This window comes from Pseudomonas lundensis (assembly GCF_002269125.1).
Lineage (GTDB): Bacteria > Pseudomonadota > Gammaproteobacteria > Pseudomonadales > Pseudomonadaceae > Aquipseudomonas > Aquipseudomonas lundensis_A.
The window spans coordinates 20923-40384 of sequence record NZ_NQKI01000026.1 but is presented as its reverse complement, the minus strand read 5'-3'; the positions used below and the strand labels follow the sequence as shown (position 1 = coordinate 40384).

Annotated in this window: 16 protein-coding genes; 8 read left to right on the top strand and 8 right to left on the bottom strand. The window is 58.9% G+C overall.

What is annotated here, in order from left to right:
• Window positions 1-222: 222 nt before the first annotated feature.
• From ntrC to glnA, 5 genes are all read right to left on the bottom strand, one after another.
• Entirely contained in the window at window positions 223-1656 is a 1434-nt protein-coding gene (gene ntrC, locus CJF39_RS16005) for a nitrogen regulation protein NR(I) (protein WP_094994294.1), read from the bottom strand.
• Entirely contained in the window at window positions 1653-2738 is a 1086-nt protein-coding gene (glnL, locus tag CJF39_RS16000; protein WP_094994293.1) for a nitrogen regulation protein NR(II), read from the bottom strand. Before glnL ends, ntrC begins: the two co-directional genes overlap by 4 nt.
• A gap of 265 nt (window positions 2739-3003) precedes the next feature.
• Window positions 3004-3528 (bottom strand): DUF4124 domain-containing protein, encoded by a 525-nt coding sequence (locus CJF39_RS15995; protein ID WP_094994292.1) that lies wholly within the window; start codon window positions 3526-3528, stop codon window positions 3004-3006.
• A 7-nt stretch (window positions 3529-3535) separates the two neighbouring features.
• Window positions 3536-3958, bottom strand: a complete 423-nt coding sequence (locus tag CJF39_RS15990; protein ID WP_094994291.1) for a cupin domain-containing protein — start codon at window positions 3956-3958, stop codon at window positions 3536-3538.
• A gap of 188 nt (window positions 3959-4146) precedes the next feature.
• Window positions 4147-5553, bottom strand: a complete 1407-nt coding sequence (gene glnA / locus CJF39_RS15985; RefSeq protein ID WP_047272914.1) for a glutamate--ammonia ligase — start codon at window positions 5551-5553, stop codon at window positions 4147-4149.
• Between the two features lie 336 nt (window positions 5554-5889).
• On the opposite strand from glnA, the gene thiI reads away from it, so the two are divergent.
• Together thiI and typA are read left to right on the top strand one after the other, a co-directional pair.
• Complete coding sequence (gene thiI / locus CJF39_RS15975) at window positions 5890-7344, top strand: tRNA uracil 4-sulfurtransferase ThiI (RefSeq protein ID WP_094994290.1); 1455 nt, start codon at window positions 5890-5892, stop codon at window positions 7342-7344.
• A gap of 139 nt (window positions 7345-7483) precedes the next feature.
• Window positions 7484-9304, top strand: a complete 1821-nt coding sequence (gene typA / locus CJF39_RS15970) for a translational GTPase TypA (RefSeq protein ID WP_047272916.1) — start codon at window positions 7484-7486, stop codon at window positions 9302-9304.
• Window positions 9305-9444: 140 nt separating this feature from the next.
• Here the strand turns inward: typA and CJF39_RS15965 are convergent, their stop codons facing one another.
• Window positions 9445-9882 (bottom strand): YkgJ family cysteine cluster protein, encoded by a 438-nt coding sequence (locus CJF39_RS15965; RefSeq protein ID WP_047272954.1) that lies wholly within the window; start codon window positions 9880-9882, stop codon window positions 9445-9447.
• Window positions 9883-10134: 252 nt separating this feature from the next.
• On the opposite strand from CJF39_RS15965, the gene CJF39_RS15960 reads away from it, so the two are divergent.
• The 4 genes from CJF39_RS15960 to CJF39_RS15945 all read left to right on the top strand — a co-directional run bounded on the left by CJF39_RS15960 (window position 10135) and on the right by CJF39_RS15945 (window position 14855).
• A complete protein-coding gene (locus CJF39_RS15960; RefSeq protein WP_094994289.1) occupies window positions 10135-12582 on the top strand; it encodes a glycogen/starch/alpha-glucan phosphorylase in 2448 nt (815 codons plus the stop codon).
• 202 nt (window positions 12583-12784) lie between these two features.
• A complete protein-coding gene (locus CJF39_RS15955; RefSeq protein WP_094994288.1) occupies window positions 12785-13795 on the top strand; it encodes a class 1 fructose-bisphosphatase in 1011 nt (336 codons plus the stop codon).
• A 214-nt stretch (window positions 13796-14009) separates the two neighbouring features.
• The gene (locus CJF39_RS15950; protein WP_094994287.1) at window positions 14010-14264 is read left to right on the top strand and encodes a hypothetical protein; all 255 of its coding nucleotides are present in this window, start codon (window positions 14010-14012) and stop codon (window positions 14262-14264) included.
• A gap of 21 nt (window positions 14265-14285) precedes the next feature.
• Complete coding sequence (locus tag CJF39_RS15945) at window positions 14286-14855, top strand: lipocalin family protein (protein ID WP_094994286.1); 570 nt, start codon at window positions 14286-14288, stop codon at window positions 14853-14855.
• A 46-nt stretch (window positions 14856-14901) separates the two neighbouring features.
• Here CJF39_RS15945 and CJF39_RS15940 read toward each other — a convergent pair whose 3' ends face one another.
• A complete protein-coding gene (locus CJF39_RS15940) occupies window positions 14902-16290 on the bottom strand; it encodes an inorganic triphosphatase (protein WP_094994285.1) in 1389 nt (462 codons plus the stop codon).
• 157 nt (window positions 16291-16447) lie between these two features.
• On the opposite strand from CJF39_RS15940, the gene argE reads away from it, so the two are divergent.
• Window positions 16448-17599: an acetylornithine deacetylase gene (gene argE / locus CJF39_RS15935; protein WP_094994284.1), complete on the top strand. Its 1152-nt coding sequence runs from the start codon at window positions 16448-16450 to the stop codon at window positions 17597-17599.
• A 135-nt stretch (window positions 17600-17734) separates the two neighbouring features.
• Window positions 17735-19033 carry an amino-acid N-acetyltransferase gene (gene argA / locus CJF39_RS15930; RefSeq protein WP_094994283.1) on the top strand — a complete coding sequence of 433 codons (1299 nt, stop codon included), beginning with the start codon at window positions 17735-17737 and terminating at the stop codon, window positions 19031-19033.
• A 68-nt stretch (window positions 19034-19101) separates the two neighbouring features.
• On the opposite strand, the gene CJF39_RS15925 is transcribed toward argA, so the two are convergent.
• Window positions 19102-19365, bottom strand: coding sequence for a DUF3077 domain-containing protein (locus CJF39_RS15925; protein ID WP_094994282.1), 264 nt, complete (start codon window positions 19363-19365; stop codon window positions 19102-19104).
• Between the last annotated feature and the right edge of the window lie 97 nt (window positions 19366-19462).

Genomic DNA, 19462 nt, shown 5'->3' with positions numbered 1-19462 from the left:
GTCCCCTAAAGCGTTATCCGGGTTATTGCAGGGCGCGTGCCAGTTTTCGCGGATTGGCTCATAAAAAATGAACAAAAACGCAAAAACCCCGGAATCCGGGGCTTTTTTGTCAGGTGACGGTTTTTGACAAGAAGCTCGTCTCAAACCATTGTGCTAGAGCGGTGCACGCTAATGGTGCGTGCTGCCAGCCAAGGGTGCGAAGCCTCCCTTTTCAGCGGTGAATCAGGTGTCGTCGCCGTCGTCCTCGTCGCCATCAATCTTCATCCCCAGCTCTTTGATTTTCCGGGTCAGGGTGTTGCGACCCCAGCCCAGCAGTACAGCGGCGTCGCGGCGGCGCCCGGCTGTGTGCTTGAGCGCGGTTTCGATCATGATGCGTTCAAAGGTCGGCACGGCGCTGTCCAGCAAGTTGGACTGGCCACGGGCCAACGCCTGATCGGCCCACTGGCGCAGGGCTTGCTCCCAGTTGGTGACAGGCGATGCATCGTTTTGAAGGTTCAGCAGCTCGGGTGGCAAGTCGCTGATATGTACCTCGCGGCCAGACGCCATCACGGTGATCCAGCGGCAGGTGTTCTCCAGTTGGCGCACGTTGCCGGGCCACGGCAGGTTTTTCAGGTATTGCTCGGTCTCGGCTTTGAGCAGCTTGGGCTCGACCGACAGTTCTTGAGCCGCGCTACTGAGGAAGTGGCGGGCCAGGGTCGGGATGTCTTCGCGGCGGTCCGACAGGCGCGGGATGTGGATACGGATAACGTTCAGGCGGTGGAACAAGTCTTCGCGGAACTTGCCGGCCTGCACCAGGGTTTCCAGGTTCTGGTGGGTGGCGGCGATGATGCGCACGTCGACCTTGACCGGCGTGTGCCCACCGACACGGTAGAACTCGCCATCGGCCAGTACCCGCAACAGGCGGGTTTGGGTGTCGGCAGGCATGTCACCGATTTCATCCAGAAACAGGGTACCGCCGTCCGCTTGCTCAAAGCGCCCGCGACGCAAGTTGGCAGCGCCGGTAAACGCGCCTTTCTCGTGGCCGAACAGCTCGGACTCCATCAAGTCTTTGGGGATGGCGGCCATGTTCAGCGCAATAAATGGCGAAGCAGCACGCGGGCTGTGTCGATGCAGCGCGTGGGCCACCAGCTCTTTGCCGGTGCCCGACTCGCCATTGATCAGCACCGTGATGTTGGAGTGGCTCAAGCGCCCGATGGCGCGAAACACTTCTTGCATCGCCGGGGCCTCACCGATGATCTCCGGGGTGCGGGCCAGCGCGGGCGCCACGGACAGACCTTGCTGCTCTTGGGCGTGCTGATTGGCACGCTTGACCAGCGATACGGCTTCATCCACGTCAAACGGCTTGGGCAGGTATTCAAAGGCCCCGCCCTGATAGGACGCGACTGCGCTGTCCAGATCCGAGTGGGCGGTCATGATAATCACGGGCAGGCGAGGGTGGTGTTCGCGAATCCTGGCCAGCAGATCAAGCCCGCTGGCGCCCGGCATACGGATGTCGGAAATGATGACGTCCGGTTGCTGGCGAGCCAGACGACTCATGACACCATCGGCGCTGTCGAAGCTTTGTGTGGTCATGCCTTCTTGTTGCAACGCTTTTTCCAGGACCCAGCGGATTGAACGGTCGTCGTCGACGATCCACACGGTTTCACTTCGGCTCATGTCGATGCGGCTCCTTGTTCCAGTGGCAGAAAGATCGAGAAGAGCGTGTGGCCGGGGTGGCTTTCACACTCGATCAACCCTTGATGCTGACTGATGATGTTCTGGGTGATGGCCAGCCCGAGTCCGGTACCGTCCGGGCGCCCGCTGACCATCGGGAAGAAGAGGGTGTCCTGCAACTCGCCCGGGATGCCCGGGCCGTTGTCGATGATTTCGATTTTGGTGACCAGCCGATGGCGAATGTGGCCAATGGTGAACTGGCGCATGGCGCGGGTGCGCAGGGTGATACGCCCCAGCCGCAGTTCGTTTTGGCCGCCGATGGCCTGCATCGCATTGCGCACGATATTGAGCACAGCCTGAATCATTTGTTCACGGTCGATCAGCAGGTCGGGCAGGCTGGGGTCGTAATCGCGCACCAGGGTGATGCTGCCCTGGGTCTCGGCTTCTACCAGGTTGCAGACCCGTTCAAGGACTTCATGCACATTGGTCATGGCCAGCAGCGGCAGTTTGTTGGAGCCCAGCATGCGGTCTACCAGGTTACGCAGACGGTCGGCTTCTTCAATGATGACGTTGGTGTAGTCGCGTAAGCCTTCGTCCGGCAACTGACGGGCCAACAACTGGGCGGCCCCGCGGATACCGCCCAGAGGGTTCTTGATCTCATGGGCCAGCCCGCGCACCAGCATTTTGCTGGTCTCTTGCTTGGACAGCTGGGCTTCTTCTTTGGTGATGCGCAGCAAGCGGTCGCGTGGATGCACTTCGAGCAGCAGTAACGTGGTGCCCGCGCTCAGGATCGGCGTAACGGCGTAGTCCACGGTGAGGGTTTGACCGGTGAGCGAGGTCACCATGGCCTCACGCTTGGTAAAAGGGTGGGCCTGTTCAACAGCTTGACGCAGTGAATGCAGGGCTTCCGTGGATTCGGTGAACAGTTCGCTGATGAATTGCCCATGGCTGCGTTGACCGCTGATGGCCAACAGCATCTCGGCGGCGGGGTTCATGTACTCAAGGCGCAAATCGGCATTGAGCAGCAAGGTCGCTGTGGTCAGGTTGTCGAGTAGCAGTCGGTGCAAGGCATCACTGATGGTCATGGGCCGATCCCGGATTACGTGCGCGGGTTACACGCTGAGACTAAGAAAATGCAAAAACCAAACCAAGGCTCCGAAAAGAAGCGTGAATAGTCCGAAATAAGGGGTGACAGGTCTTTTAGAGGATGCCGGGGGAGGCTCGACGCAGCGCTTCGAACCAAATTGGGTTGCGTAGTCTGAGAATCCGCCATTCATGCACCAATATAGTGCAAATTGTGAGGCTACTTTCAATATGGCTGCAAGGTGCTGTGCAGAGAGGGGCGTGGCCCTAGCGCACACGCACGCGTTGCAGATCAAACATCACGCCCGTGCTGCGTTGCACCACCGTGTTGCGTCCCAGGACATTCACGGCGAGGCGATGCTCTCCCCGGTCAATATTGACCAGTTCGAACTCGCCCGAGCGGCTGGGTATACCGTAGGGCTTACCATCGAGTACCAGTTGAATACGGTGCTCTTCACGAAGGGCTGGCTCGATATGTACCTGAACGCTGAATGTTCCGTTGTTGGCCCTCAGTGCTTGACCTTCTGGTAAGCCGCGGACCTCCAGCGCGCTGTACTTGAAAACCACCGGGTGGCTTTCACGCTCGGGTAACACAGCCAGCGGATCGGCCTCTGGGTTTATCGCCCGTGCGGGGAGTCGATTAAGGGGGGGAAGCACCACCGGCTCGCTAAGCACATTGCGCCCAGGCATGTCGGTGTAGTGGGTTGTGCCGGCTTCATCGGTGTAGGTGTAAGGCTGCGCAGCGCCGGGCACAGCGATCAGCGCAAGGGTCAGTAGCACAAGGCTTCGCATGGAGGGCTCAGTCGGGTTTGGACAGCGGCAGGTCTGTGGTGCCCGCATAAAAGACGATCAGCTCAACGGGGGTGTTTGCGCTGGTACCGCGATGAGCCACGTTCACCACTTCGGGCAGCACCTGACCGGGCGTCAGCCGGGTTTGTTTGCCCTCGCGGGTTTCTACGAGCAGTTCGCCGGAAACCACATAGGCCACATTGGGCATCGGGTGGGTGTGCCAGTTGAGGGTGGTTTTGGCGGGAATGGTAATTTTCAAAACACTTAATTCAGGCCGTCCCTGAGGGTACGCGTCGTAGCGTGTACCTTCCCAGGCGTACGCGGTTTTGAGGAGCTGTTGAGTCTGCACGCCGGTTGAGGTCTGTGCACAACCCGCGAAGCTCAGGCAGGCAGTAATGAGCAGAAATGAGGGGATAAGGCGTGCGAGCACCATTGGCGAGTCCTGGCGTGGTTTGAAGGCAGTGGTTGAGTGGACTCAAGCTACGCAGGACGGCGAAGAGTGGCTGTCGGTCAGGGTTGATGTACCGTGCAAGCCAAGGCTGGAATAGGTGTAAGACCGAGCAAAAAAAACCTCCCGAAGGAGGTTTTTTTATTCACGCGGCCAGCGCCGGTGTCACGGGATTAGCAGCTGTAGTACAGCTCGTATTCCAGTGGGTGTACGAAGGTACGTACTTTGATTTCTTCTTCGCTTTTCAGGGCGATGTAAGCGTCGATGAAGTCGTCGCTGAACACGCCGCCTTTGGTCAGGAACGCACGGCCCTTGTCCAGCTCTTCCAGGGCTTCTTTCAGGCTGCCACACACCTGCGGGATTTCTTTCGCCTCTTCAGGCGGCAGGTCGTACAGGTTTTTGTCGGCGGCGTCGCCTGGGTGGATCTTGTTCTGGATGCCGTCCAGACCCGCCATCATCAGGGCTGCGAAGCACAGGTACGGGTTGGCTGCCGGGTCCGGGAAACGTGCTTCGATACGGCGAGCCTTAGGGCTGGACACGTAAGGGATACGGATCGAGGCAGAACGGTTGCGTGCCGAGTAGGCCAGCATGACCGGCGCTTCGAAACCTGGCACCAGACGCTTGTAGGAGTTGGTCGACGGGTTGGTGAAGCCGTTCAGGGCCTTACCGTGCTTGATGATGCCGCCGATGAAGTACAGGGCAGTGTCGGACAGACCGGCATAGCCTTCGCCCGCGAAGGTGTTTTTACCTTCTTTGGAGATGGACATGTGCACGTGCATGCCTGAACCGTTGTCGCCGTACAGAGGCTTTGGCATGAAGGTCGCGGTACGGCCGTAGGCGTCTGCCACGTTGTGTACGCAGTACTTCAGGGTCTGAACTTCGTCAGCCTTTTTCACCAGGGTGTTGAACTGCACGCCAATTTCGTTCTGGCCAGCAGTTGCCACTTCGTGGTGATGAACTTCGATAACCAGGCCCATTTCTTCCATGGCGTTGCACATGGAGGTACGGATTTCGTGGTCGTGGTCGAACGGTGGCACCGGGAAGTAGCCGCCCTTGATGCCTGGACGGTGACCACGGTTGCCGCCTTCAACGTCCTGGTCGGACATCCACGAACCTTGTTCGGAGTAGATCTTGAACATGGAACCGGAGATGTCGGACTTGAATTTCACTTCGTCGAAGATGAAGAACTCAGGCTCCGGGCCAACGAATACGGTGTCGCCGATACCGGTGGACTTCAGGTACTCCTCGGCACGGTTAGCGATGGCACGCGGGTCGCGGTCATAGCCTTGCATGGTCGAAGGCTCGATGATGTCGCACACCAGGATCAGCGTAGGCTGCTCGGTGAACGGGTCCAGGACCGCTGTGCTGTCGTCTGGCAGCAGGATCATGTCGGAGGCTTCGATGCCTTTCCAGCCAGCGATGGAGGAGCCGTCGAACATCTTGCCGTCGGTGAAGAAGTTTTCATCGAGCGCATCACGGGCCGGCATGGTCACGTGGTGCTGAGTACCTTTGGTGTCCGTGAAGCGCAGATCAATCCACTTGACGTCATGATCTTTGATGAGTTGAACCGACTTCGACATATGTCCTCCGGGGTGGCTTCGGGCGGGTAAGTAGTGGTGCGCCCTTAGTAATGTGCTTGATGCCGGCGCGAATACTCTGCCAAGGCAACCTGCCTCACAAGGGAGCAAATTGCATGCCAGTGCCCTGACTTGGGTGTAATGCGCCAAACTCAGGCAAGTAAGCGGTGCAGCCTACCGATTCATGCCTTTAATCGCACTCAAATGAAGCGAAAACTTGCCTTTTTGCTCTATTTTGGTGCGGCCAAAACCGTTTGTACGATAACTGGTTAAACCTTGAGCAATTTCCGCTATAATCCGCGCCCCCCTTTTTTGGCAGGCTGCTCGCGCGCTGTTTTCATGAAACTAATCGTTAAAGTCTTCCCCGAGATCACTATCAAGAGCCGCCCGGTTCGGATGCGTTTCGTCCGTCAATTGGCCAAAAACATCCGTACCGTGCTCCGCGATCTGGACCCGGCTGTGGTAGTGAGTGGTGTGTGGGACAACATCGAGCTGCAAACGCGTGTGAGCGACCCCAAAGCCCTGAAAGAGATGACCGAACGCCTGAGCTGCATGCCGGGCATCGCGCATTTTCTGCAGGTCGATGAGTACCCGTTGGGTGACTTCGACGACATCGTCGAGAAGTGCAAACTGCACTTCGGCGATTCGCTGGCGGGCAAGATCTTTTCGGTGCGTTGCAAGCGCGCGGGCAAGCACCCGTTTTCCTCGATGGATGTCGAGAAATATGTGGGCAGCAAGCTGCGTCGCGAGTGCGGAGCGGCCGGAATCTCGCTGAAAAACCCGGAAATCGAAGTCCGGATCGAAATTCGCGACCAACGGTTGTTTGTGATTCACAGCCAGCACGACAGCATTGGCGGTTACCCGCTGGGCGCGCTGGAGCAGACGCTGGTGCTGATGTCCGGCGGGTTCGACTCTACGGTCGCGGCCTACCAGATCATGCGCCGCGGCCTGATGAGCCACTTTTGCTTCTTCAACCTCGGCGGCCGGGCCCATGAACTGGGCGTAATGGAAGTCGCGCACTATATATGGAAGAAGTACGGCAGCTCGCAGCGCGTGCTGTTTGTCAGCGTGCCGTTCGAAGAAGTGCTGGGCGAAATTCTCGGCAAAGTCGATAACAGTCATATGGGCGTCATTTTGAAGCGTATGATGTTGCGCGCTGCGTCCCGTATTGCGGACCGGCTCGATATCGACGCACTGGTGACGGGCGAAGCGATTTCACAGGTGTCCAGCCAGACGCTGCCCAACCTGTCCGTGATCGATTGCGTGACCGACAAACTGGTCTTGCGCCCGCTGATCGCCAGCCACAAGCAGGACATCATCGATTTGGCGAACGAGATCGGCACCGCCGACTTCGCCAAACACATGCCTGAATATTGCGGGGTGATTTCGGTCAACCCCAAGACCCACGCCAAGCGTCCACGCGTGGAGTATGAAGAACAACAGTTTGATATGGCCGTGCTTGAGCGTGCGCTCGAGCGGGCCAAACTGGTGCCGATTGATCGTGTGATCGATGAGTTGGGCCAGGACTTGCAAGTCGAAGAGGTCAGCGAAGTGCTGGCGGGCCAGATCGTTCTCGACATCCGTCACCCGGATGCTCAGGAAGATCAGCCGCTGGAACTGGCTGGCATCGAAGTACAAGCGTTGCCGTTCTATGCTCTGAACAGCCGCTTCAAGGAACTGGATGACACCCGTCAGTACCTGTTGTATTGCGACAAAGGCGTGATGAGTCGCCTGCATGCTCACCATTTGCTCAGTGAGGGACATGCCAATGTGCGCGTTTATCGACCGAGCTAAGAGCCCGGGGCTGTATGCCTGTGGCCTGCGTCACCGGCCCCCCGACGCCGCCGTCAAGTTGTAACGGCAAGGCCTGACTCTATTGTTAATCGCTGCCACGACCTGTCAGCACACCGAATCCTCTGATCGAGATACACAAGTGATCGAAAATCTACGCAACATCGCCATCATTGCTCACGTTGACCACGGTAAAACCACCCTGGTAGACAAACTCTTGCGTCAATCCGGCACTCTGGAGCGCGGCGAGCTCAACGACGAGCGCGTGATGGACTCCAACGACCAGGAGAAAGAGCGCGGTATTACCATTCTGGCGAAAAACACCGCCATCAACTGGAACGGCTACCACATCAACATCGTGGACACCCCGGGCCACGCCGACTTCGGCGGTGAAGTAGAACGCGTGATGTCGATGGTTGACTCCGTTCTGCTGCTGGTTGACGCTCAAGACGGCCCTATGCCGCAAACCCGTTTCGTGACCAAGAAGGCGTTCGAAGCCGGCCTGCGTCCAATCGTGGTAATCAACAAGGTTGACCGTCCGGGCGCGCGTCCTGATTGGGTTCTGGACCAGATCTTCGACCTGTTCGACAACCTGGGCGCTACTGAAGAACAGCTGGACTTCAAAGTGGTTTACGCCTCTGCCCTGAACGGTATTGCTGGTCTTGACCACACCGACATGGCTGAAGACATGACCCCGCTGTACCAGTCGATTGTCGACAACGTACCGGCACCAGCCGTAGACCGTGACGGTCCGTTCCAGATGCAAATCTCGGCACTGGACTACAACAGCTTCCTGGGCATTATCGGTGTTGGCCGTATCGCCCGTGGTCGCGTCAAGCCGAACACCCCGGTTGTTGCTATCGACGCTGACGGCAAGCGCCGCAATGGTCGTATCCTGAAGCTGATGGGTCACCACGGTCTGCACCGTGTAGACGTTGAAGAAGCTGCAGCAGGCGACATCGTTTGCATCAGCGGTATGGACTCGCTGTTCATCTCCGACACCCTGTGCGACCCGATGAACGTTGAAGCGATGAAGCCGTTGACCGTTGACGAGCCAACCGTTTCCATGACCTTCCAGGTAAACGACTCGCCATTCTGCGGTAAAGAAGGCAAGTTCGTGACATCCCGTAACATCAAGGAACGTCTGGACAAAGAGCTGCTGTACAACGTTGCTCTGCGCGTTGAAGAAGGCGACTCGGCTGACAAGTTCAAAGTATCGGGCCGTGGTGAATTGCACCTGTCGGTTCTGATCGAAACCATGCGTCGCGAAGGCTTCGAAATGGGCGTTGGCCGTCCAGAAGTAATCATCCGCATGGTTGACGGCGTTAAGCACGAACCGTTCGAAAACGTCACCATCGACTTGCCTGAAGAATCTCAGGGCAAGGTGATGGAAGAGATGGGCCTGCGTAAGGGCGACCTGACCAACATGGTGCCGGATGGCAAGGGCCGTGTACGTCTGGAATACAACATCCCTGCTCGCGGTCTGATCGGTTTCCGTAACCAGTTCCTGACCCTGACCAACGGTGCTGGCATCCTGACCTCGATCTTCGATCGCTACGACGTGATGAAGTCCGGCCACATGTCCGGCCGTCAGAACGGCGTTCTGGTATCGGTTGAAACGGGCAAGGCGCTGACCTACTCCCTGGAAACCCTGCAGGCGCGTGGCAAGCTGTTCGTTGAACACGGTCAAGAGATCTACAACGGTCAGATCGTTGGTCTGAACAGCCGTGACACCGACATGGGCGTTAACCCTACCAAGGGCAAGAAGCTCGACAACATGCGTGCTTCGGGTAAAGACGAAACCATCGCTCTGGTTCCACCTGTTCGCTTCACCCTGGAACAGGCTCTGGAATTCATCCAGGACGACGAGCTGTGTGAAGTGACGCCTAAGTCCATCCGTCTTCGTAAGAAGATCCTGGACGAAGGCGAGCGTACCCGCGCTGCCAAAAAGGCCAAAAACTAAGTTAATTAGTTAGCGGTTACAAAAACGCCCCCGGCCTTGCGGTCGGGGGCGTTTTTTTATGTGCGGGATTTGTGTGCGCTGTTACCCGTCACTCCAACTCCCTGCCTTGAGAGGGGCCTGGATAGAGGGTAATTCGAGCCTTAAAAATCCATCAATTTAACGCTGCTGTTCTTACGCTCGACCGCTTTGGGAATATACGCGCAGTACCCTGGTCGCGGCCCGATACGCGGGTGGTTGCGGCAGGTATCAGGGCGTTTTTCGTAGATGGTACACATGCGCGATTTGCGGTCCAGGTACAGGCAGTCATTGTTGCTCATGCGCTGCAGCGTGAAGATGCCCGACTTCTGGTTGAAACGTTCCACAATCCCTTCTTTTTGCAAACGCTTGGCGATGTTCTTCGGCGGGTCGCCCAGTTCGAATTCATCCACCAGCCCGATGCGGATCAAGTCTTTGACCTTGACCTCGACCGGTAGGGTGCAGCAGCTGGAAATGCAGGAGCCGCACATGGGCGCGGTGTATTTGGCCCAGGTATCGAGACGGTCGATTTCCGCGGCGGCGATCAGGTTGGACTTCATCAGGCTTATATTCCAGCGTGTAACAGGGCGCGCGATCATACCGGGGTTGAGCAAGAATTGAACAACCATTTGCCGGTTTTTTGCTCACTATCGAGCGCCGCCGTTTTGTGCCGCCATCCGGTGCATTGTTTGCTTGGCCGATTTATCCCCAGGATAGCGCAAAAATCTCGAACACAAGCCGCTTCCTTCTGTCAGAGCGTCTAGGCTGACACCATTCGTTCTTCAAATCGCTCCATCTCGCTTGAGGTTGTATCGATGTCCCAGGAACCGCTTGTTTGTGATGCACAAGTGGCGGCCTTCCGCGCCGCCGTACTGGCCAAACTGACCTACGCGGTGGGCAAGGACCCGGAACACGCGTTCGATCATGACTGGTTCGAAGCCATTGCGCTGGCCGCCCGAGACCATATGGTCGAGCACTGGATGGACAACACACGGCAGATTTACCGCAAAGGCCAGAAGCGGGTGTATTACCTGTCGCTGGAGTTTCTGATCGGCCGTTTGCTGTACGACAGCCTCAGTAACCTCGGTTTGCTCGACATTGCGCGTGAAGCGCTGACCGAGCTGGGGGTGGATCTGGAGCAAATCCGTTTGCTTGAACCCGATGCCGCGCTGGGCAATGGGGGGCTTGGCCGTCTGGCGGCGTGTTTCATGGAGAGCATGGCCACCCTTGGCGTCGCGGCCCACGGCTACGGCATTCGCTATGAACACGGGTTGTTTCGCCAAAGCATCGTGGACGGTTGGCAACAGGAGCAGACCGAAAACTGGCTGGACTTTGGCAACCCGTGGGAGTTTGAGCGGCCGGAGGTGGTGTACCTCATCGGCTTCGGCGGAGCGGTCGAAACCCTCATCGATGAACAGGGTCACCCGCGGCAGGTCTGGTGGCCGGGCGAAACCGTGCGTGCGATTGCCTACGACACCCCGGTTGTGGGCTGGCGCGGTGCCAGCGTCAACACGTTGCGCTTATGGCGGGCCAGGGCGGTGCACGAGATGCACCTCGAACGCTTTAATGCCGGTGACCACTTGGGCGCGGTCGCAGAGGTGGTGCGCGCTGAGAGCATTTCGCGGGTGCTGTACCCGGCGGACAGCAACGAAGCCGGGCAGGAGCTGCGGCTGCGTCAGGAATATTTCTTCGTGGCAGCATCGTTGAAGGACTTGATCCGGCGCCATCTGGATCAGGGCTTCGCATTGCTCGATCTTGGCGACCACGTGGCCATCCAGCTCAATGACACCCATCCGTCCATTGCCGTCGCAGAGTTGATGCGCCTGTTGGTCGATGAACACGGCGTGGAGTGGGGTGCCGCCTGGAAGGTCACGGTCGAAACCCTGGCCTACACCAATCACACCTTGCTCCCCGAGGCGCTTGAAACCTGGCCAGTGGGGCTCATGGAGCGTTTGCTGCCCCGGCATATGCAGATCATTTACCTGATTAACGGGCTGCACATTGATTCGCTGCGCGAACAGGGCGTGCATGACTTTGACGTGCTGCGCGCCGTGTCGTTGATCGAGGAAGACAATGGCCGCCGTGTGCGCATGGGCAATCTGGCGTTTTTGGGGTGTCACAGCGTCAATGGCGTGTCAGGGCTGCACACGCAATTGATGCGCAGCACCGTGTTCTCGCACATGCACAAGCTGTACACGGACCGCATCAACAACAAAACCAACGGCGTGACCTTTCGGCGCTGGCTTTACCAGTCCAACCCGCCGCTGACGGCACTGTTGGTGGATGCGCTAGGCCCGCAATTTCAGGACGATCCCGAGCACAACCTGATCCAGCTGGAACCGTTTGCCGGGCGTGCAGACTTTCGCAAGCGATTCGCTGAACAGCGGCTGCAAAACAAATGCACCTTGGCGGCCTTGATTTATGAGCGCCTCGGCATTGTGGTCAACCCCGAAGCCATGTTCGATGTGCAGGTCAAACGTATCCACGAGTACAAGCGCCAGTTGCTGAACCTGCTGCACACCGTGGCGCTGTATCAGGCAATCCGTGCCGAGCCGGGTAACCGCTGGGTGCCGCGTGTGAAGATCTTTGCCGGCAAAGCGGCGGCCAGTTATCAACAGGCCAAACTCATCATCAAACTGACCAATGACATCGCGCGCACCATTAACCACGACCCGACTGTGCGTGGTTTGCTCAAAGTGGTGTTCCTGCCCAACTACAACGTCAGCCTGGCGGAGAACATCATCCCGGCGGCCGATTTGTCCGAGCAAATTTCCACCGCCGGTTATGAAGCGTCGGGCACCAGCAACATGAAGTTCGGCCTCAACGGGGCGTTGACCATTGGCACGCTGGACGGCGCCAACGTCGAAATGTGCGAGCGTGTCGGCTCAGAAAACATGTTTATCTTCGGCCTCACCGCGCAACAGGTCGAAGCCCGCAAGCTCAGTGGCGAGTTCAATGCCGGGCCGGAAATCGCCGCGTCTCATCGGCTCAATGATGTGTTGCAGGCGATTCGCGGCGGGGTGTTCTCTCACGATGACCCGGCGCGCTATACGGGGCTGATCGACTCGCTGATTGATTACGACCGCTTCCTGGTGTGCGCTGACTTTGACGCTTATTGGGATGCGCAAATGCGTGTTGAAGCGCTGTGGCACGACAACGATGCGTGGTGGCGCACGTCGGTACTCAATACCGCGCGCATGGGCTGGTTCTCTTCCGACCGCACCATTCGTGAGTATGCGACCGAGATCTGGAAGGCGCTCTAACGGTCTTGCTGGCGCTACTGAACCACCGCGAGGCTGCGACCGGACGCAGCCTCGTCACAGGGCGGCAGTTACGGGTTTTGGCTGTTTTTTGCCCGCAACTGAACCCGCTCGGCCGGATCTGAGTCTGATTAGAAGATTTGCACGTCAACACGCGTTAAACTGCGCGGGTTTTTTGCCCCCTCCCCCTAGTTCGGAGCCTTACATGTCCCGCGTTACCCTGAGTCGCTATTTGATCGAGCAGACCCGCAGCAACAACACGCCTGCTGATTTGCGTTTCCTCATCGAAGTGGTGGCGCGTGCTTGCAAAGAGATCAGCCACGCCGTGTCCAAAGGCGCCCTGGGTGGTGTTCTGGGCAGCATGGGCACCGAAAACGTGCAAGGCGAAGTCCAGAAGAAGCTTGACGTGATTTCCAACGAAATCCTGCTCGAAGCCAACGAATGGGGCGGTCACCTGGCCGGTATGGCATCCGAAGAAATGGACAACGCCTACCAGATCCCGGGCAGATACCCGAAAGGCGCCTACCTGTTGGTATTCGACCCGCTGGACGGCTCGTCCAACATCGACATCAACGCGCCCGTCGGTACGATTTTCTCCGTGCTGCGTTGCCCTGAAGGCCACTTGGCCGAGAACGGCGACCTGGGCGAAAAAGCATTCCTGCAACCGGGCTCCACCCAAGTGGCGGCCGGTTATGCGATCTACGGCCCGCAAACCATGCTGGTGCTGACCCTGGGTGATGGCGTTAAAGGGTTCACCCTGGACCGCGAAATGGGCAGCTTCGTGCTCACCCACGAAGACATCAGCATTCCTGAATCCACGCAGGAATTCGCCATCAACATGTCTAACCAGCGCCACTGGGAAGCCCCGGTACAGCGCTACGTTGACGAATTGCTGGCCGGTGAAGAAGGTCCGCTGAAGAAGAACTACAACATGCGTTGGGTTGCTGCGATGGTGGCAGACGTCCACCGCATCCTGACCCGTGGTGGCGTGTTCATGTACCCGCGTGACAGCCGTGAGCCTTCCAAGCCAGGCAAGCTGCGTTTGATGTACGAAGCCAACCCGATGTCGTTCCTTGTGGAGCAGGCAGGCGGCGCGTCCACTGACGGCCACCAGCGCATCCTCGACATCCAGCCTGAAGGCCTGCACCAGCGTGTTGCGGTATTCCTGGGCTCCAAAGAAGAAGTGGCGCGCATTACGGCTTACCACAAAGCCTAAGCGCGCAGTCGCTGCCGCAGGCTGCGAAGGGGGGGCAAGCCCCCCCGATCTGTGCACCGTCTCGCCATTACCCGGCAGCCTCGACAGCGCGTTGCCTGAGCTCTACCTGCCCGCCTGCAACAAAACCCCGGCCTGTCGGGAACCACCCCGCGCTTTTCTCTTCTAAGCTCTCACCGAGGCAGCGATGCCGACTTTCCCATTCAGGAGCTTTTCCATGAAGTTGCGTTCTTTGGCGTTGTTGTCGTTCTGTGTGTTATTGGCGGCCTGCAGCAAGGTCAATCAAGAGAACTACTCAAAACTGTCGGCCGGTATGCCCAAGGCCGAGGTGGAGAAGCTGTTGGGCAACCCGACGGATTGCTCGGGCGCACTCGGTATGTCGAGCTGCACCTGGGGCGATAAAAACAGCTTTATCAGCGTGCAATATGCAGGTGACAAAGTGCTGATGTTCTCGGGTCAGGGCTTGAAATAAGACTGAACAGGAGCGTTACCCATGAAGCGACTTTTAGCGTGTCTGGGCACTGCGTTGGTGTTGGCCGGGTGCTCCAGCTCCGGCAGCGATGCACTGGCCCCCAAAACTGTCGATAACGTCGACCTCAAGCGCTATCAAGGCACTTGGTATGAGCAGGCGCGGTTGCCGATGTTCTTCCAGCGCAATTGCGCACAGTCCCAAGCGCAATACACCCTCAAGCCCGATGGCAATGTGGCGGTGCTCAACCGCTGCCTGACCGAAGACGGCAAGTGGCAGGAGGCCAAAGGCACAGCGACGCCTCAAGTGCCGGGCAAGACCGACAAATTGTGGGTTGAGTTTGATAACTGGGTCTCGACGCTGTTGCCGGGTGTGACTAAAGGCGATTACTGGGTGCTGTATCTGGGGGACAACTACAGCACTGCGCTGGTCGGTAACCCGGACCGTCGCTACCTGTGGTTGCTGTCGCGCAAACCGACCATTGATCAGCAAACCCGTGACGAGTTACTCAGCAAGGCTCAACAGCAAGGCTACGACACCACACGCCTGATCTGGCGCACGCCCGACGCGGACATGCCCAAGACTGCGCAATAAGTGGGAGAGGGCCCTCAGCGAGCGCTGAGAGCCCTTTGCATGATGCTTACGCGCGCAGCAAGGTCTTCCAGGCGCGGTTCTGGTAAACCGCGATCGCTTGATGCTTGCGGGCATCGAGCAACGCATCATTGTGTTCAACATCGTCTGTGAGTGGCTGATTGGCCAGCTCTTGCAGCTTGTTCATCTCGCCAAACAAACGGTCCACTTCCGCAATCTCCAGCACGCCACGGGCCAAACGCAGCCACGCTTGAATGCGCTCGATGCGCGGCAACTGCTCTGCCAAATCTTCTGGTTGCTGCTGGTAACGGTTCAGACGCAACGCGATAGCTTCATCCGACAGCAAACGGGGCAGCCAACTGCTCAGCTGTGCAGCGCCCTGACGATTGCCACGGGTCGTGCCACGATCCACGGTCCAGCTGCGCTCCATCAACCAGCGCGACGTGTTCAGGGAGAATTGGCCCCAGCGCGGGTCTTCGAGTTCTTCGAGGAACTGCTCGGGCGCGGCTTTGCGCACGTCTTCGTCGTCCTGACCGATCTGCACCAGCGGGCGCCAGTCTTCCAGCAGTGCGTCCAGCGAGGCGCGCAAGGTGCTGGTGGATTGGCGTGGCGCGGCCTGACCGAGGCTGCTGACCAGCGCGCGCAGGTCAATCAATTGCTGCACCCAGTCTTGCAACAGACGCCAGTGGCCATTGAAGCGGTATTGCTCGGCCAAACGCTGGCTGCTGGCCAGCAAATGCCACGCCAGCGCGGCAAACGCGTCATCCAGCGGGGTTTCAGGCGTCAGCTCAGGGGCTGGCAGGCTCACCGAGTAGCTGTTGGCGTCGAACAGGCGATAACCGCGCTCTGCCTTGCTGATGTCACACGGCATCAACGCCAGTTTTTCAGCCAGCTCGGCAGCCAGTTCCAGCAAAGCAGCCGGTTCGCCTTCGCGCAGTTCGAGTTCCAACTCGCAGATTTCTTCTTTCTGCTTGCCTGCAATCACGTGGCCCACGTCCAGTGCGGCTTCGATCACCACTTTGGCTTTGCCGCGACCCCACGAGATTTCAGCGCGCTCGCGCACGAAATCAGTGGTGAAAATCGGCTTGAGGGTTTTTTTGTCCAGCTCGGCCAACGCTTCGGGCCAGCATTCGCCGTCGAGTTTTTTGACGTCGAGCTTGGCTTTAGGCAAATGCCAGTCGTATTCATTGCGCACCGACAGACCGGCAATGCTCTCGCCACGGGTCTTGAGGGTCTGGATCACGTCTTCGCCATCACGGCGCAAGCGCAGGGCAACCTTGGCCTTGGCCAGGTCGCGCTCAGGGGTATCGAAATATTGGTTGAGCAACTCACGGCTTTCCCAGCCACTTTTGTTGCGCTTTTTCAGCAAAGGGTGCTCGCGCAAGGCGGCGAGGGTTTCGCGGCTGACGCGGAGTTTGATTTCGGTTTCTTTCTGCATGGCCGGAAAATCCAGGAACGGTGCGCAGCCGGGGAAAGGTGTGGCTGCCAAGGCCGTGCAGTGTACAGGACTCGCCGCCCCGGCGCCCCGCATGGGTTTATTCTGCTGCTCAGATGGCCCTATGATGGGCCTCGCCCCGCCAACAGGAAGTCAGCGCATGCCTTTACCCTCCCTCAAAGAGCAATTCGCTGCCTTGATCAGCGCGCCGTCCGTCAGTTGCACCCAGGCGCACCTGGATCAAACCAACCGCCCGGTCATTGATCTACTGGCCCTGTGGCTGGGAGACCTTGGGTTCGCCATCGACATCCAGCAGGTCAGCCCCGGTAAATTCAACCTACTCGCCAGTTATGGCAGCGGCCCCGGCGGGCTGGTGCTGGCAGGCCACAGCGACACGGTGCCGTACGATGAAGCCTTGTGGCAGACCGATCCGCTCAAGCTGACAGAAGTGGATAACCGCTGGGTCGGACTGGGCAGCTGTGACATGAAGGGTTTTTTCGCGCTGATCATCGAAGCCGTCCGGCCGCTGCTCGATCAACCGTTCAAGCAACCTTTACTGATTCTGGCCACGTGCGACGAAGAAACCTCCATGGCCGGCGCCCGGGCACTGGCCGAAGCGGGTCGCCCGCTGGGCCGTGTGGCTGTGATTGGCGAGCCGACCGGGCTCAAACCGATCCGCATGCATAAAGGCGTGATGATGGAGCGCATCGAGATTCTGGGGCGCAGCGGCCATTCCTCTGACCCAAGCCTGGGCCATAGCGCGCTGGATGCCATGCACGACGCCATCAGTGAACTCAAGGCCCTGCGCCAGCAATGGCTGCACGAATACCGCAACCCGCAATTCAGCGTGCCGCAGCCGACCCTCAACTTTGGCTGCATCCACGGCGGCGACAACCCGAATCGCATCTGCGGCCAGTGCTCGCTGGAATTCGACCTGCGGCCTTTGCCGGGGATGGACCCGACTGCGCTGCGGGCCATCATCCGCAGCAAGCTCCAGCCACTGGCTGAACGCCATCAAGTACAGATTGATTTCGCCCCGCTAGCGGCAGGCGTGGCGCCCTTTGAGCAGCCGGCCGACAGCGAACTGGTGCGTGTGGCTGAACGTCTGACCGGGCATCGTGCCGAAGCAGTAGCGTTTGGCACCGAAGCGCCTTATCTTCAGCGCCTTGGCTGCGAAACCATTGTCCTCGGCCCCGGCGATATCAGCTGCGCACATCAGCCGGGCGAACACCTCGACATGTCACGTTTGCAGCCGACGGTGCGTCTACTCAGTCAATTGATCGAACACTATTGCCTGACCCCGGCGCTGTAAATCGCCGCAGGTCCAACCCGTACACACAAGGAGAGCACGCGTGTCGCCAAGTCAGTTTCGACGATAACCCCCGCCCGTTGTGCGTTTGCTGTTTGTGCCCTTTTTAGGCGACTCACTTTTTTACAGGCTCCGGTTATGCCCGATTACGTTAACTGGCTACGTCACGCGTCCCCTTACATCAATGCCCACCGCGATTGCACCTTCGTCGTCATGCTTCCCGGCGACGGCGTGGCGCACCCCAATTTCGGCAACATCGTTCACGACTTGGTGCTGCTGCACAGTTTGGGCGTTCGGCTGGTGCTGGTGCATGGCTCGCGCCCGCAAATCGAAAGCCGCCTGCAAGCCCGCGGGCTGACGCCGCATTACCACGAAGGCATGCGCATCACCGACGCCCCGACGCTGGAATGTGTGATCGACGCCGTCGGTCAACTGCGCATTGCGATAGAAGCCCGGCTGTCGATGGACATGGCGTCCTCACCGATGCAGGGTTCGCGCCTGCGGGTGGCGAGCGGCAATCTGGTGACGGCGCGTCCGATTGGCGTGCTCAATGGCGTGGACTACCACCACACCGGCGAAGTGCGGCGGGTGGACCGCAAGGGCATCAACCGCCTGCTCGACGAACGCTCCATCGTGCTGCTGTCGCCGCTGGGGTATTCGCCGACTGGCGAAATCTTCAACCTCGCCTGCGAAGACGTTGCGACCCGTGCCGCCATCGACCTTGGGGCCGATAAACTGCTGTTGTTTGGCGCCGAGCCGGGCTTGCTCGATGAAGACGGGCGTCTGGTGCGCGAGCTGCGGCCGCAACAAGTGCCCGCCCACATGAAGCGTCTGGGCAGCGATTATCAGGCTGAACTGCTGGAAGCGGCCGCCGAGGCCTGCCGTGGCGGCGTGGCCCGCAGCCATATCGTCAGCTACGCCGAAGACGGCGCACTGCTGACCGAGCTGTTCACCCGTAACGGCGGCGGCACACTGGTGGCGCAGGAGCAGTTCGAAAAAATCCGCGAAGCCGCGATTGAAGACGTCGGCGGTTTGCTGGACCTCATCAGCCCGCTGGAAGAGCAGGGCATTTTGGTGCGTCGTTCGCGTGACGTGCTGGAGCGTGAAATCGAGCAATTCAGCGTGGTCGAGCGCGAAGGCATGATCATCGCTTGCGCGGCGTTATACCCGATTGCCGACTCCGAAGCCGGCGAGCTGGCCTGTCTGGCCGTGAACCCGGAATACCGCCACGGCCGTCGCGGCGATGAACTGCTCGAACGCATTGAAAACCGTGCGCGAGCGCTGGGCCTCAAAACCCTGTTCGTCCTGACCACCCGCACAGCCCACTGGTTCCGCGAGCGCGGCTTCGAGCCCAGCAGCGTTGAACGCCTGCCGGTCGCACGCGCCTCGTTGTACAACTTTCAGCGCAATTCGAAAATCTTCGAAAAAGCCCTGTAACGCCTGCACGGCCGACTGAAGCCGCCGTTCAACGCACACCTGCGTCGAGCGGCGGCTTCGGTGCGTCGTTAAAACGCCTGCAAACACACATCATCAATAACGGCCTTGCCCATGTCGCACAAGTAGTGCGACGCCCAGGCATGGCGTTCCCCGTCTTTCTCCAGGGCGGCATCCAGGGCCAGCTTTTTGGCGCAAAACAACAACGCCGAGACGTGCTCCAGCGCCTGACGCAAAGGTATACCGGGGTTAACGCAAAACAGAGGTTGGTCATTTTCGCCGCACGGGCTGAAGGTTACGACGCCGAGGGTGTTGATCGGGGAAGGGGTAGTCATTGAGTGTGCTCCTAATATGTTTAAGAGCTGTCAGGTTCGTGTCCAGGCGAAGGTGACAGCTGTACGCAGGCTGGAAACCGGGACAATTAGGCAAACC

Excerpts from the sequence above, each read along its gene's own strand:
- ntrC (WP_094994294.1), bottom strand. The coding sequence starts at position 1,656 with ATGAGCCGAAGTGAAACCGTGTGGATCGTCGACGACGACCGTTCAATC.
- glnL (WP_094994293.1), bottom strand. The coding sequence starts at position 2,738 with ATGACCATCAGTGATGCCTTGCACCGACTGCTACTCGACAACCTGACC.
- CJF39_RS15995 (WP_094994292.1), bottom strand. The coding sequence starts at position 3,528 with ATGCGAAGCCTTGTGCTACTGACCCTTGCGCTGATCGCTGTGCCCGGC.
- CJF39_RS15990 (WP_094994291.1), bottom strand. The coding sequence starts at position 3,958 with ATGGTGCTCGCACGCCTTATCCCCTCATTTCTGCTCATTACTGCCTGC.
- glnA (WP_047272914.1), bottom strand. The coding sequence starts at position 5,553 with ATGTCGAAGTCGGTTCAACTCATCAAAGATCATGACGTCAAGTGGATT.
- thiI (WP_094994290.1), top strand. The coding sequence starts at position 5,890 with ATGAAACTAATCGTTAAAGTCTTCCCCGAGATCACTATCAAGAGCCGC.
- CJF39_RS15960 (WP_094994289.1), top strand. The coding sequence starts at position 10,135 with ATGTCCCAGGAACCGCTTGTTTGTGATGCACAAGTGGCGGCCTTCCGC.
- CJF39_RS15955 (WP_094994288.1), top strand. The coding sequence starts at position 12,785 with ATGTCCCGCGTTACCCTGAGTCGCTATTTGATCGAGCAGACCCGCAGC.
- CJF39_RS15950 (WP_094994287.1), top strand. The coding sequence starts at position 14,010 with ATGAAGTTGCGTTCTTTGGCGTTGTTGTCGTTCTGTGTGTTATTGGCG.
- CJF39_RS15945 (WP_094994286.1), top strand. The coding sequence starts at position 14,286 with ATGAAGCGACTTTTAGCGTGTCTGGGCACTGCGTTGGTGTTGGCCGGG.
- CJF39_RS15940 (WP_094994285.1), bottom strand. The coding sequence starts at position 16,290 with ATGCAGAAAGAAACCGAAATCAAACTCCGCGTCAGCCGCGAAACCCTC.
- argE (WP_094994284.1), top strand. The coding sequence starts at position 16,448 with ATGCCTTTACCCTCCCTCAAAGAGCAATTCGCTGCCTTGATCAGCGCG.
- argA (WP_094994283.1), top strand. The coding sequence starts at position 17,735 with ATGCCCGATTACGTTAACTGGCTACGTCACGCGTCCCCTTACATCAAT.
- CJF39_RS15925 (WP_094994282.1), bottom strand. The coding sequence starts at position 19,365 with ATGACTACCCCTTCCCCGATCAACACCCTCGGCGTCGTAACCTTCAGC.